Origin of the sequence: Flavobacterium sp. (assembly GCF_024710485.1) — a bacterium.
In the GTDB taxonomy this organism is placed as follows: Bacteria; Bacteroidota; Bacteroidia; order Flavobacteriales; family Flavobacteriaceae; genus Flavobacterium.
The window spans coordinates 1-13,683 of sequence record NZ_JANJUQ010000024.1; the positions used below are offsets into that span (position 1 = coordinate 1).

Annotated in this window: 12 protein-coding genes; 6 read left to right on the forward strand and 6 right to left on the reverse strand. The window is 38.1% G+C overall.

Annotated elements, in window-relative coordinates:
- The coding region (locus tag Q0M21_RS05910) for an O-succinylbenzoic acid--CoA ligase (RefSeq protein ID WP_295335616.1) at positions 1–699 on the forward strand (699 nt) is incomplete at its 5' end.
- Between the two features lie 47 nt (positions 700–746).
- On the opposite strand, the gene Q0M21_RS05915 is transcribed toward Q0M21_RS05910, so the two are convergent.
- From Q0M21_RS05915 to Q0M21_RS05935, 5 genes are all read right to left on the reverse strand, one after another.
- Positions 747–1,172: a DoxX family protein gene (locus tag Q0M21_RS05915; RefSeq protein WP_295335619.1), complete on the reverse strand. Its 426-nt coding sequence runs from the start codon at positions 1,170–1,172 to the stop codon at positions 747–749.
- 70 nt (positions 1,173–1,242) lie between these two features.
- Positions 1,243–2,865 carry a M1 family metallopeptidase gene (locus Q0M21_RS05920; RefSeq protein WP_295335622.1) on the reverse strand — a complete coding sequence of 541 codons (1,623 nt, stop codon included), beginning with the start codon at positions 2,863–2,865 and terminating at the stop codon, positions 1,243–1,245.
- Between the two features lie 47 nt (positions 2,866–2,912).
- Positions 2,913–4,556: a pseudouridine synthase gene (locus Q0M21_RS05925; RefSeq protein ID WP_295335625.1), complete on the reverse strand. Its 1,644-nt coding sequence runs from the start codon at positions 4,554–4,556 to the stop codon at positions 2,913–2,915.
- 277 nt (positions 4,557–4,833) lie between these two features.
- Entirely contained in the window at positions 4,834–5,253 is a 420-nt protein-coding gene (locus Q0M21_RS05930; RefSeq protein WP_295335628.1) for a DUF5004 domain-containing protein, read from the reverse strand.
- Positions 5,254–5,272: 19 nt separating this feature from the next.
- On the reverse strand, positions 5,273–6,901 hold the full coding sequence (locus Q0M21_RS05935) for an acyl-CoA carboxylase subunit beta (RefSeq protein ID WP_295335631.1): 1,629 nt from the start codon (positions 6,899–6,901) through the stop codon (positions 5,273–5,275).
- Positions 6,902–7,095: 194 nt separating this feature from the next.
- Here Q0M21_RS05935 and Q0M21_RS05940 point away from each other — a divergent pair, with 194 nt between their 5' ends.
- The 5 genes from Q0M21_RS05940 (at position 7,096) to Q0M21_RS05960 (ending at position 12,221) form a co-directional block, all read left to right on the forward strand.
- On the forward strand, positions 7,096–7,740 hold the full coding sequence (locus Q0M21_RS05940) for a DUF47 domain-containing protein (protein WP_295335633.1): 645 nt from the start codon (positions 7,096–7,098) through the stop codon (positions 7,738–7,740).
- Between the two features lie 24 nt (positions 7,741–7,764).
- Positions 7,765–9,096 (forward strand): inorganic phosphate transporter, encoded by a 1,332-nt coding sequence (locus Q0M21_RS05945; RefSeq protein ID WP_295335636.1) that lies wholly within the window; start codon positions 7,765–7,767, stop codon positions 9,094–9,096.
- A gap of 133 nt (positions 9,097–9,229) precedes the next feature.
- The gene (locus Q0M21_RS05950; RefSeq protein WP_295335639.1) at positions 9,230–10,453 is read left to right on the forward strand and encodes a porin; all 1,224 of its coding nucleotides are present in this window, start codon (positions 9,230–9,232) and stop codon (positions 10,451–10,453) included.
- Between the two features lie 71 nt (positions 10,454–10,524).
- Positions 10,525–11,205: a hypothetical protein gene (locus Q0M21_RS05955; protein ID WP_295335642.1), complete on the forward strand. Its 681-nt coding sequence runs from the start codon at positions 10,525–10,527 to the stop codon at positions 11,203–11,205.
- A gap of 248 nt (positions 11,206–11,453) precedes the next feature.
- Positions 11,454–12,221, forward strand: coding sequence for a dienelactone hydrolase family protein (locus Q0M21_RS05960; protein ID WP_295335645.1), 768 nt, complete (start codon positions 11,454–11,456; stop codon positions 12,219–12,221).
- A gap of 197 nt (positions 12,222–12,418) precedes the next feature.
- Here the strand turns inward: Q0M21_RS05960 and prfB are convergent.
- Positions 12,419–13,514 (reverse strand): peptide chain release factor 2 gene (gene prfB, locus Q0M21_RS05965; protein ID WP_295335647.1). Its coding sequence is split into 2 segments (ribosomal slippage): positions 12,419–13,450 and positions 13,452–13,514, totalling 1,095 coding nucleotides; the frame shifts between segments, so codons are not numbered across the junction.
- Between the last annotated feature and the right edge of the window lie 169 nt (positions 13,515–13,683).

The window sequence follows — 13,683 nt, forward strand, 5'->3', positions numbered from 1 at the left end:
GCCATGATTTTGGGATTGGATTTAGAATTTGTAGCGCCAAGTTCGCATCCTTTGGATCACGTTGATATGGATTTCGATTTCGTAGCAATGGTTCCGTTGCAAGCTCAAAATTCATTATCCGAACTGAAAAGAGTCAAAAAAATGATAGTCGGCGGTGCGGCAATTAATAAAAATTTGGAAAAGGAATTGTTGAAATTACCGACTCAGGTATACGAGACCTATGGTATGACTGAAACGATTACTCACATAGCTGCTCGAAAGTTGGGCGAAAAAGCTTTCACTGTTTTACCCGGAGTAACTATTTCTTACGACGACAGAAACTGTTTGGTTATTCACGCTCCTCGCATCTCCGATGATGTTATTGTGACTAACGATTTGGTGGAATTGCTTGATGAAAATCAGTTTATCTTCATGGGAAGAGTGGATAACGTAATCAACAGTGGCGGCATCAAATTGATTCCGGAACAAATAGAGGAGAAGTTGGCTCAACAACTGACACAACGTTTTTTCATTGCTTCTAAACCTGATGCGGAATTGGGAGAAAAAGTAATCTTGGTCATTGAAGGCGAAGCTTTTGATTTGGCCGATGACGTTTACAAAGCCTTAGATAAATACGAAAAACCGAAAGAGGTTCTTTTTGTTCCTAAATTCAAAGAAACCCCCACGGGTAAGATTATGCGAAAAGAATCACTTCAATAATAAAAAACGCACTATCCGGTGCGTTTTTTATTATTGAAGTCTTCCAGTTATTTTTGCATTTTAAAGTAGTAATCTGCCGAATGTTTGCCGCTGCCGTAAACCGTGTAAAACATGCTTAATCCCAAGGTAACAACTGAAAGCAAAAGATTTAATCCGTTCATTTCACCTAAAAAATTAATCAGTAAAGCTCCTACAAGAATCGGCAATTGGGCAATCAAAGCCCAACGCGTCAGTAAGCCGAATATTATCATAACGCCACCCATAATGTGTGCTGATGCTACATAGTGGAATGCAAACATGCCTCCCAAAAAGTTACTGGCAGGTGCTATTAAATCTTCAAATTCTCTGTTATTCCCAATGAAGTAAGTGCCTTTGTAGAATAAAAACGCTCCCAATAAAATGCGGAAAGCGTCAAACCAAATGGTAGAATGAGCATTGGCCCATTTGTTCAAACCTTTTACTGAAGTATCCATAATAAATAAGTTTAAAATTCAATCTAATTTACTAATTATTAATGAGATACGATTATGTTTTTAATTTTTTTTAGATTTGGTTGTATTCCACAAAAAAATGATTGACCGCTATTTTGATTTCATTTAAGTGTTTAATCTTGATTTGACTGCTAGTCCAAACGGCTTTAGGTTGGACTCTGATTGTTTTATTTTGGAAGTCAATGTCAATCGGCATAGCAAAATCATCACTTACATTGGACCATTTGGTTTCCAGTTTGCCTCCGACAATTCTGGTTTCCAGTTTCGGAATGGTCGTCTTCTGTAAATAATGATTAAAAATCGGCGTTAAGTTCATACCACTTTCTTTGTTAAAATAAGCGATAACGGTTGCTGTATCTATAATTTGATGTTTGAAGGTATTGGAATATTTCAATAGTATTTTCCACCATTTGACATCGTCATTAATCACGTGACGCAATGTATTTAAAAGCAAAGCTCCTTTGGGATACATATCACCCGAACCTTCGCTGTTTACACCATAGTTCCCGATGATTGGTTTGTCGTTTTTTACATTAACTTTCAATCCATTGGCATATGTCATAGCTTTTTCATAACCTTGTTGGCATTCCACATAGATAATTTCAGAGTATTGGGTAAAACCTTCATGTATCCACATATCGGCGATGTCTTTAGAAGTAATACTATTACCGAACCATTCATGGCCGGTTTCGTGGATAATAATAAAGTCGAAGGTCAAGCCTACACCCGTGCCGGATAAATCTCTTCCTAAATAGCCTTTTAAGTATTTATTTCCGTAGGCCACAGCACTTTGGTGTTCCATACCTAAATAAGGTGTTTCAACTAATTTGTATCCGTCGCTTTTAAAAGGATATTCTCCGAATTTACTTTGAAAGCAATCCATCATCGGTTTGACTTCCTCAAAATGTACTTTGGCTTTTGCTTCATTTTCTCGTAAAACATAGTAATCCAAGTCTAAGCCTTTGTAGTTTTCATTAAGCTTTACATAATCACCTATGTTAACTGTAATGTTGTATGTATTGATAGGGTTTCTGACTTCCCAATCCCAACGTGTGTAACCGTTTTTTAAATCTTCATAGCCTGTAAAACGACCGTTGGAAACATTCATCAGTCCGTTAGGCACTGCGACTTTGATACTCACTCCTTTATCCGGTTCATCGGATTGGGTGTCTTTTACCGGATACCACAAGCTGGCTCCGGTTCCCTGAACAGCAACGCCAATCCAATCTTTGCCATTAGCATCTTGTTTGAAAACAAATCCGCCGTCCCAAGGTGCATTTCGGGCAATGGTTGGTTTTCCAGAATAGTAAAATCGGATGGTTTGTTCCGGCATCTCTTTCAATAATGGGGTTGGAAAGTTGATGAAAACCGCATGGAATTCTCTCACGTAACTCAGCTTTTTTTGGCGATACACAATACTGTCCACCTTCATATTTTCGAATAAATCGATTTGAATTGTGGTAGCATTTTCAATCGGTTTGAAAGTAATGTCGTTGTAGCCCAGAATTGATTTTTCCGCAGGATCAATTTTGATATTTAAATCATACCGCAATACATCGAAGCAGGTTCGTTCCGGACGCAATCCGCCTTGCAAACTGTCTTTACGCGTGAATGTTTGGGCTGTTAAGGAATGGAATCCGAATAATAGAACGGTGAAACCTATTAATTTTTTCATAGGGTAAATATTTTCAAGGAGTATGTAAACTCTCCATTAGTAGAGATTTAAAAATCAGCTGCCACAGTTACCGTGAGGGATTCTTTTGAGACAGGATGATTAAAAGTAATACTTTCGGCGTGTAAATGCAAACGATTGGCTTTGGTTCCGTATAAATCATCACCAACAATAGGCGTGTTTAATCCCAATTGGTGTGCGGCATGTACGCGAAGTTGGTGTGTTCTGCCGGTTATCGGGTAGAAGTAGACCAAAGTTTGATTGCCTCTTTGTTCCAACACTTTCCATTCGGTTTTGGCGGGTTTTCCATAATCAAAGCAAACAATTTGATTCGGGCGATTATCTAAATCTACTCGCAAGGGTAAATTGATTTCGCCTTTACTTTCATTAAGAATGCCATCGAGTAGGGCAATATAGCGTTTTTTGACTTTTCTCTGAATGAATTGGGCTTGCAGGTTTTTGTATACTGTAGCCGATTTAGCAATCAGCAACAAACCGGAAGTCGACATGTCTAAACGATGTACGATTAATGGACCGCTCGCATTGGGATACAGCGATTTAATGCGACTCCAAACCGAATCTGCAATGTCTTTTCCAGGTACCGATAAAAATTCGGAGGGTTTGTTCACCACGGCCAAATAGTCATCTTCATATACAATTTGCAAGGTTTTCCCTTCTGCCGGATTGGTTTTGAACGGATTGTCTTCTAACGGAATGTCTTTAAGCATGTGTTTTAGAATCGGTTCACATTTACCGGTACAAGCGGGATAAAACTGTTGGTGCTTTCTGACTTCTGATTTAGGCGATTTGCCCCACCAAAACTCAGCCATCGCAATGGGTTTTAAGTTGTGTTGAAAAGCGTAGTGTAGGAGTTTCGGTGCTGCACATTCTCCTGCTCCGGCCGGTGGATTTCCATTAAAAATTGCTCCTAAGCTTTTCAGTTCTTGGTACTGATTGAGAAAGGCGTATTGTTCGAAAAGTTGCTGTTGGAGTTGCGCCGATTTTTGACGGCGTTCTTCTTTGAGTTGGTTGATTGTCGCAGTAAACTTAGCCACAGCTTCGTCGGCAGCGTTGATGTGGTGATTCCAATATACCGTCATTTTTTTGAGTAAGATGCCTGCTTCCTGACTTTCTTTGTTGAGTTGCGCTGCATCGGCTTCCGGATTGTTTTGACGAAGTGCTGCTCTGCGTTTTTTGCCGATTTTAATGGCTTCTTTCTGCTCCTGAATTTCTTTTTCGGCTTGGATTTTTGTTTCGCCTAATACTTGAATTGCTTTTAGGTAAGACTCATCATTTTCAAGTAGTTCAATTTTTTTATTGTAATTGTTTAAGATAACTTCTTCTTGCTTGAAAAAACTATTTTCTTCCAACATGTCAAACACTGTTGTTACAAAAAACGGGTGGTGATTGCGCTCTGCCAGTTTACCAGAGAACGCCCAAAGATAACCCAGTTGACCTTCTGTATTTTCTACTACTAAAACGCCGAACATTTTGCCTATGGCCAAACCGTCTTGTGTATCATTCAAGCCGAAGTTATGTTCGAAATCGGTTTGGGTTTCGAGATAGTCTTGCAGTGCTTTAGCGGCTATTTTACTCAGCTCATGCGGTTCGTAGTAAAACGGAAAAGTGAATTTTTCCGGTAGGGTAATACCTGAAATGTCTTGTTGGAAAGGTTGAAAAAGTTTGGAAGACATTATTGCTATCTTAATATTTTGGGTTTTATCAAGTATCTGATAACTGATTTTGAGAGATAAAAACTCAATACAAAGATAAGTGCAAAATAGAAAAGATTTGCCTCGTAGTGATAACCATCAAAAAAGAAATCCAAAAACCATGATAATCCTTCGAATCTGTATTCGATACAATAGCTGTCTTCAACAAAAAATATCCAACTTAACAGGGTTGACACAACAACAAAAATTAGTAGCGTCAAAAAGAAAGATAGTATGTTGATATGAATTTTGATCAAAACTATTCTTTCAACAAAAGTTTTAGATTTTCAATAGTTCGAATTTCGGATTTGTAAAATTGAAGCGCTGTCGGCACCACTTTGTCAGATGTATCACGAGGCGATTTTTTGATAACTCTGGCGGTTGTTCCGGTGAAATTTAAAGTGTATTCTTTGTTGATATCCGCTGGCTCGGTAGTGAATTTTATGATCTTATTTTCTACTTTCCAAGTGCCTTTGCCGTTAGAGCGGTATTCATTCGTGCCATTATAGACATAGCTCGTAAAAATAAATGTTTGATCTTCATTTAATTGGATTTTGTAATCAACAATTTCACCTTTAAGTGACTTATTGTAAAATACATAAGTCCCCGAAAAATCATCCGTTTGAGCAATCAGATTTAAATTGAAGTTCAATAAAAATAGAAGCAAAAGTTGTTTCATTATACAGTAGACAATTTTTTTATACTTGTATCACGCCCAAATTAAACGGCTTTTCAATTGGTGCGTGATTGGCTGCTTCTATTCCCATTGAAATCCAAGCTCTGGTTTCTAAAGGATCGACAATCGCATCGGTCCATAATCTTGCCGCAGCGTAATAAGGAGATACTTGCGCATCGTAACGTGCTTTGATTTTGTCAAACAACGCTTGTTCGGTTTTTTCGTCAACGGTCTCGCCTTTGGCTTTTAGGGAAGAAGCTTCAATTTGGGCCAATACTTTAGCGGCTTGGGTTCCGCCCATTACAGCCAACTCAGCACTTGGCCAGGCAAAAATCAATCGCGGATCGTAGGCTTTACCACACATAGCATAGTTTCCGGCGCCGTAGGAGTTACCGACTACCACAGTAAACTTTGGAACGACTGAATTGGAAACGGCATTGACCATTTTCGCTCCGTCTTTAATAATTCCGCCGTGTTCACTTTTGGAACCAACCATAAATCCGGTTACGTCCTGCAAGAAAACCAATGGGATTTTCTTTTGATTACAATTGGCTATGAAGCGCGTGGCCTTATCGGCCGAATCTGAATAAATGACACCTCCGAATTGAATTTCACCTTTTTTGGTTTTAGAAACGGTTCGTTGGTTGGCCACTATACCGACAGCCCAGCCGTCAATTCGGGCATAGCAAGTAATAATGGATTTACCGTAGTCGGGTTTGTACATGTCCATTTCAGAATTGTCTACCAAACGCTTGATGATTTCCAGCATATCGTATTGTTCCGCTCTGGATTTGGGTAAGATACCGTAGATGTCTTTTTCATCTAAAGCCGGTTTCTGAGATTTTTCTCTGTTAAAGCCAGCTTTTTCATAATCGCCGATTTTCCCGACGATACTTTTAATACGGTCCAATGCATCTTTATCGTCCTTGGCTTTATAATCGGTTACCCCCGAAATTTCACAATGCGTTGTGGCACCGCCGAGGGTTTCATTATCGATGTTTTCTCCAATAGCAGCTTTTACCAAATAACTTCCGGCTAAGAAAATACTACCGGTTTTATCCACTATCATCGCTTCATCACTCATAATCGGAAGATAAGCACCACCGGCCACACAACTGCCCATTACTGCCGCAATTTGAGTAATGCCCATACTGCTCATAATCGCATTGTTTCTGAAAATGCGTCCAAAGTGTTCTTTATCCGGGAAAATTTCGTCTTGCATGGGTAAATACACTCCGGCAGAATCTACTAAATAAATGATTGGCAAACGATTTTCTATGGCGATTTCTTGTGCACGCAAATTCTTTTTAGCCGTTATTGGGAACCAAGCGCCGGCTTTTACCGTAGCATCATTGGCTACAACGATACATTGTTTTCCTTTGATGTAGCCCATTTTTACCACCACACCACCGGAAGGACAACCGCCGTGTTCGGCGTACATGCCGTCACCTACAAAAGCGCCGATTTCGATACTTTTGGCTTTGTCATCCAATAAATAATCAATGCGTTCGCGTGCGGTCATTTTTCCTTCTGCATGCAATTTTTCAATGCGCTTTTCGCCACCGCCCAATTTTACTTTGGCCAATCGTTGTTTTAATTCAGATAGTAAAAGTTTGTTATGATCTTCGTTTTTATTGAAGGTAAGGTCCATAAATTTGTAGGGTATATTACGGTTGTGTGATTTGGTTGCTAAGCTACGAAAACGTTTTCAATAACTGAAATCAGATGTATAATTGACCATGCTAATTTCATGTTAACAAATTGTAAATTTTAGTTCGATTACGGTTTTCATATTTAATATTCACTTAACATTAGAGTAATACATTTGCATCAAATTTAAACACTATGTCTATCAACAACATTTTCCAGTTTTTAGTTCCAAAAGATAAAAAATTCTTTCCTCTTTTTGAACAAGCCACATCAAATTTAGTGATCTTAGCAGAAACGTTGCATGAAGCAGTAAATGCTCCTAAAGCAGAGCGTGAGGATTATTTCAGAAAAATTGAGGAGTTAGAAGCTACTATTGAAGAAATTACTCATAAAACACACTTGGAATTAAGTCGTAATTTCATCACACCATTCGATAGAGAGGACATTCATGCTCTAGTAAAAGCTATTGATAACGTAGCTGATTATATGCATGGTGCAGCCAGCAGAATGCGTTTGTACCAAGTGGAGAAAATCACTAAATCAATTCGCAAATTGACTGAGATTAACCTAGAAGCTTGTCAGTTGATTAATGCCGGTGTTAAGCAATTGAAAGACATGAAAGACCACAAGGCCATCAAGGATACTTGTAAAAAAATAAATAAATTAGAAAGCAAAGCGGATTCGGTTTTTGACAAAGCTGTTGCCGATATCTTCGAGAACGAAACCGACGTTAAAAACATTATCAAATACAAAGAAGTACTTTCTGCTTTGGAATCTGCTTCCGATAAATGTAAAAGTGTTTCCAATGTAATGGAGCAAATTTCAGTAAAACATTCATAAATAGTTTAATCTAAATCAACTTTTATGGATTTTACACTGTTATTAGTCATCATTTTTTTGGCTTTAGTATTTGACTACATCAATGGTTTTCACGATGCAGCTAACTCTATCGCTACGATAGTTGCGACCAAAGTATTGACTCCTTTTCAGGCTGTATTTTGGGCAGCTCTCTTTAACTTTTTAGCCTACTGGGTTTTTGGTTTTGGTGTTGCCGATACCGTTGCCAAAACGGCACATACCAGTAGTATTGATTTAACGGTAATTTTAGCCGGAGTCATAGCTGCTATCATTTGGAACTTAGTGACTTGGTGGAAAGGAATTCCGTCTTCTTCATCGCATACTTTAATCGGTGGATTTGCTGGAGCGGCCATAGCACATGGTTTCCGAGATGTTACTGATCCTGAACACGCCGGTTTTAAAATTGTCAATTGGTTGAAAGAGGCCAAAGAAGGAGAATTATTGCCTTCAGGAGTATTCATAGTAATCTTATTTATTGTATTTGCTCCGTTACTGGGTATGTTAATTTCCTATTTTATTTCACTTTGGTTGATGTACTCTTCTAAAAAGAATATATGGCCAAAAGTGCTAACTGTTGTATTAATGTTCTTGATGGGTTGGTTTTTATACTCAGTTATGGTGCCTTACGAAGATATTAAAAAACCAAGATTTGAAAGTGAGTTTTGGAGTGTTATAACAGAGCCTCATAATATCAAATGGTTTTTAGTTGCTATTATATTCTACAGTTTGGCGGTGTTCAATTTATTGTTTAGCAGTTTTTCTACTGCCAAAGCAGAAACGGTATTGAAAAAAATGCAATTACTTTCTTCTGCAGCCTTTAGTTTGGGGCACGGTGGTAATGATTCGCAAAAAGTAATGGGTATTATTGCTGCTGCGGTAGCGGTGTATATCAAAGCCAATCCCAATATTGATTTGTCCTCTGGGTGGTTGGATTTAAATGTAGTTTTACCTCATGAAGTTGATGGTGTTAAAGTTGATGGTGTTATGCCGGGTTGGATTCCGTTAACATGTTATACCGTAATTGCATTAGGAACCTTGAGTGGTGGCTGGAAAATTGTAAAAACCATGGGCTCCAAAATCACCAAAGTAACCGCTTTTGAAGGTGTAGTAGCTGAATCAGCCGGTGCATTGACCTTGTTTTCTACAGAACATTTCAAAATTCCGGTATCAACCACACATACCATTACCGGTTCCATCATTGGAGTAGGAGTGACTAAAAGGGTTTCTGCCGTTCGTTGGGGAGTAACCGTTAAGCTTTTATGGGCTTGGATTTTAACCATTCCTGTTTCAGCGGTTCTAGCCGCCTTAATATACTATCTCTTGAAAATATTTATCTAAAAGTATAATTTTACTAAAGCCGACTGTTAAGGTTGGCTTTTTTTATAGCTAGCCTTTTAATGTTAATAAATTGTACTTTTACTATTAAGTAAAAGTAAAAGAGGATTTCACAGACAACACAACACTAACCAAAATGAAGAAAATAATCTTAATTGCTACCTTTTTGGTATCAATTTCAATGACAGCACAAATTAGCATTGAGCAAACCAAGCATGACAACGATGTAAAGTTGTCCGCTTTACCATATTACAGTTTCGGTAAAGGAATCGGAATGACTTCTCCGGATAGTATTTTTCAACTGAATATCCGTTTTCGAATGCAAAACCGAGCCACGTATTCCGATGAAGAAGGAAAAGATCCTGCCTACGACGGTCAAGTGCGTCGTTTGCGTTTGCGATTTGACGGTTATGTTGGGAATCCAAAATTCCTATACGCTATTCAACTTTCCTTTGCACCGGGCGATGTTGGTGAAGTAAAAGATGGAGAAAACATCAATATTATTCGTGATGCGGTTATTTTTTACCGTCCGAATAAAAATTGGAACATCAGTTTCGGACAAACCAAATTACCCGGAAACCGCCAGCGTGTTAACTCATCAGGAGGATTGCAGTTGACCGACAGAACCATCAACAACGCTAAATTTACCATCGATCGCGATTTTGGTTTTCAAGTACACAATCTGAATGAATTCAGAGATAGGTTCTCCTACAACTTCAAAGCCGCGCTTTCAGGAGGTGAAGGTCGAAATCAAACCGGAAAAGCCGATGATGGAGTGGCTGTTACCGGAAAAGTAGAGCTATTTCCTTTTGGGGCTTTTGCCAAAGACGGAACCAATTTTGAAGGTGATATTTTGCGTGAAAAGAAGCCTAAATTATTACTTTCAGGGGCTTTCCAACAAAACAATAATGCTCGAAGAACACAAGGGCAATTGGGAAATGATTTATTTGAAAAGCGAACCATGAAGTCGGTTTTGTTAGACGCTATGTTCAAATACAATGGTTGGGCGGCTATGATGAGTTATATGTCAAGAACTACCAACGAGAATGCTGTAACCATCAATCCGACAGATGCCACTCAAAGTAACTATGTTTTTGTGGGTAACGGATTTGATTACCAAGCCAGTTATAACACTAAATCGAATTTCGAGTTCATAGCAAGATATTCAGTTCAAAACGTAGGGAAAGACATTGCTGCTTTAGCACCGGATACAAGAGAGTATTCTATAGGAGTGACCAAATACATTTGGGAGCACGCGTTTAAATTACAAGCAGAAGTTAACTATGATACGCTTAAATACTTTGATGGTAGTGCCAAAAATAATTGGTATGTGCGCTTTCAAGTTGAAATAGGAATTTAAAAAGATAAGAATTTAATTATTTTTTTTATTTTTGTCAAGCATTTTTATCTTTCTTTAAATTTTATTAAAATATGAAAAAAATCTTTTTTTTATCGCTTGTTTTACTTTCTAATCTTTCGATGTTTTCTCAGCAACGAGTAGGTTCAGGATTTTCTGTTATTTATGGCAAACAAAGACTCGACCTAACTAAAAGTTTTGCCAATGAGGATGCTGAAGTGGAAGGAAAACCATTTTTTGTTGAGAATTTTTTACCGGCAAATGTGAAGGGTTATGACGGTATGTTTTTGTTGAGATATAATGCCTACAGAGATGAAATGGAGTTTCAAAAAGATGATGAGATTCATTTTTTAGTCAAATCGGATAGTTTAGAAATCAATTTTGTAAACAACAAAAAACTTTACAAATTTTTAGAACACAATTTCAATAAAGAAAATATAAAAGGATTTTTGGTAGTCCTGAATGAAAACGCCAAGGTTTCTCTTTACAAAAAAGAAAGAATAACATTTGCTCAGAAAGTATACGCTACAAATTCTTATAAAAGTGACATCCCTGCTCATTACGAATTACAAAAGGATACTTTCTTTATAAAAAAGGACGATGCTATTGTTCCGTTTCCCAAAAACAAAAAAGAACTAGCAAAAATGTTTCCGGGTAAAGAGAATCAAATTTTAGAGTTTTTAAAAAGCAATAGTCTCTCTCTTTCAAAAGAATCAGAATTAATCAGCATAGTAAGTTTTTTAAATTCAATTTAAGAGTCAAAGGAAAAAATCCTGTACTTTCTTAACTGATCAATTTCTTCTAAAATAATGGTCTGTTAATTCTGTTAGGCATTTACAGCAAGAGAAAATTGGTAAGCTCAAATCTCTCAAGATATTTATAGATAAAAACGCTCCAATGAATTTTATATTGAAATTGGATGCCAAAACCATTTCTGTTTTTATTTATATTTAACATTTGTTCCCGTATTGATTGGTTAATTTTACCATCAAAATCATATACTATGAAATTTAAATCAATTTTTCTTCTTGTAATTATGTCTATTTCAACAGGAAGTTTCGCTCAATTGGTTGCTGTAGATTACAAAGACAGTGAACAAAAACTTGTTGGTTTCGGAATTAAACCAAAAAAAGAACTTAAAGAAAAATCGGGTGTACTCATCTTACCGGCCTGGATGGGTATCGATGAACATTCTAAAGAAAGTGCTGCCGAATTAGCAAAATTGGGTTACTACGCTTTTGTAGCAGATATTTACGGCGTAGACAAGCGACCAAAGAATACCGCCGAAGCCGGAAAAAATGCCGGTTTTTACAAACAAAACTTTGCCGATTACCAAAGACGCATTCAATTGGCTTTAGACCAATTGATAAAGTTGGGAGCCAATCCTGACAAAATTGTTGTTATGGGATATTGCTTTGGTGGAACCGGTGCTTTAGAGGCAGCAAGAGGCAATCTAAAAGTTCAGGGTGTGGTTTCTTTTCATGGTGGTTTAGGAAAAGAAGCTACCAGAGCTATAGGCAAAATTAATCCTAAAGTATTGGTGCTTCACGGTGCCGATGATCCTTATGTGCCCAAAGAAGAAGTTGATGGTTTTCAAAGTGAAATGAAAGCTTCTGGAGCCGATTGGCAAATGGTATTCTATGCGAACGCCGTTCACGCTTTTACCCACAAAGACGCTGGAACAGACAACAGTAAAGGCGCTGCTTACAATGAGCTGGCCGATAAACGTTCTTGGATAGCCCTCAAAGATTTCTTGAAAGAGGTTTTATAAACCCACTTTCTAAAAAAACAAAGCCCAAAACAGTACGCTGCTTTGGGCTTCGTCATTTCTATAAAATACAAAAGCCGACCTGGAGCGATCGACTTATGCGGTGAGGTGTAACTTCCTTTACGGAATCCTCGTGGCAAATATAGGTTTAAATTATGAATTACGAATTATAAATTACGTTTTTTATTCCTAATTCGTAATTACTCTTCTTTCTGTCCCATCATCATCAAATAGGCTTTCAAAAACTCGTCTAAATTCCCGTTCATCACACCGTCAACATCACTGGTTTCATAACCGGTACGGACATCTTTAACCAATTTATACGGATGCATTACGTAATTGCGAATTTGTGAACCCCATTCGATTTTCATCTTACCGGCTTCTATGTCGCTGCGCATTTCCTGACGCTTTTTCAACTCAATTTCGTACAACTGCGATTTCAACATTTGCATTGCGCGTTGGCGATTGTCTTGTTGTGAACGCGTTTCCGAACACTGAATCTGAATCCCGGTTGGCTTGTGGAACAACTGTACTTTGGTTTCTACCTTGTTTACGTTTTGTCCTCCGGCGCCGCTCGAACGAGACGTAATAATTTCTATATCAGCCGGATTAATTTCAATTTCTATCGTATCATCGGCTAACGGATACACATAAACAGAAGCAAACGAAGTATGGCGTTTGGCATTACTGTCAAACGGAGAAATACGTACCAATCGATGCACACCATTTTCGCCTTTTAGGTAACCAAAAGCAAAATCGCCTTCAATTTCCAAAGTCACCGTTTTAATACCGGCCACATCGCCTTCCTGAAAGTTCAGCTCTTTAACCTTATAGCCTTGGTTTTCCGCCCACATCAAATACATACGCATCAACATCGAAGCCCAATCACAGCTTTCCGTACCACCGGCACCGGCTGTAATTTGCAATACCGCACTCAAACTATCACCTTCGTCCGAAAGCATGTTGCGGAATTCCAGATTCTCAATATGATTATTGGCCAATTCAAACTGATGGTCAAGTTCTTCCTCAGTCGCATCACCTTCTTTAAAAAACTCGTAGGTAATTTGCAATTCCTCTGTTAAACTCTCAGCCTTGTTAAAGTCTTCCACCCATTTTTTCTTAGAGCGCAGGTTCTTAACTATAATTTCGGCCTCTTTGGCGTTGTTCCAAAAGTCGGGCGCAAAAGTTTTTTCCTCTTCGTTGGTAATTTCAATCAGCTTGGCATCAATGTCAAAGATACCTCCTCAACGCACCAAGGCGTTCTACAATACCTTTTATTTGTTCGGTATTTGTCATAAATAATGTAGTTTTGTGTTTTAAATTTTAGAAGCTGTTTCCCGCTATCCGTTGCAATCTTTTTATTGTTGTCACCCTGAGCGCAGTCGAAGGGTTTTACCAAACAATAAAAAGGATTTCCACTGCTATCGGGGCTAAGCTTAACTGCAAAAATAGACTATCTGACTTT

Coding starts and splice junctions, on each gene's coding strand:
- Q0M21_RS05915 (WP_295335619.1), bottom strand. CDS start 1,172: ATGGATACTTCAGTAAAAGGTTTGAACAAATGGGCCAATGCTCATTCT.
- Q0M21_RS05920 (WP_295335622.1), bottom strand. CDS start 2,865: ATGAAAAAATTAATAGGTTTCACCGTTCTATTATTCGGATTCCATTCC.
- Q0M21_RS05925 (WP_295335625.1), bottom strand. CDS start 4,556: ATGTCTTCCAAACTTTTTCAACCTTTCCAACAAGACATTTCAGGTATT.
- Q0M21_RS05930 (WP_295335628.1), bottom strand. CDS start 5,253: ATGAAACAACTTTTGCTTCTATTTTTATTGAACTTCAATTTAAATCTG.
- Q0M21_RS05935 (WP_295335631.1), bottom strand. CDS start 6,901: ATGGACCTTACCTTCAATAAAAACGAAGATCATAACAAACTTTTACTA.
- Q0M21_RS05940 (WP_295335633.1), top strand. CDS start 7,096: ATGTCTATCAACAACATTTTCCAGTTTTTAGTTCCAAAAGATAAAAAA.
- Q0M21_RS05945 (WP_295335636.1), top strand. CDS start 7,765: ATGGATTTTACACTGTTATTAGTCATCATTTTTTTGGCTTTAGTATTT.
- Q0M21_RS05950 (WP_295335639.1), top strand. CDS start 9,230: ATGAAGAAAATAATCTTAATTGCTACCTTTTTGGTATCAATTTCAATG.
- Q0M21_RS05955 (WP_295335642.1), top strand. CDS start 10,525: ATGAAAAAAATCTTTTTTTTATCGCTTGTTTTACTTTCTAATCTTTCG.
- Q0M21_RS05960 (WP_295335645.1), top strand. CDS start 11,454: ATGAAATTTAAATCAATTTTTCTTCTTGTAATTATGTCTATTTCAACA.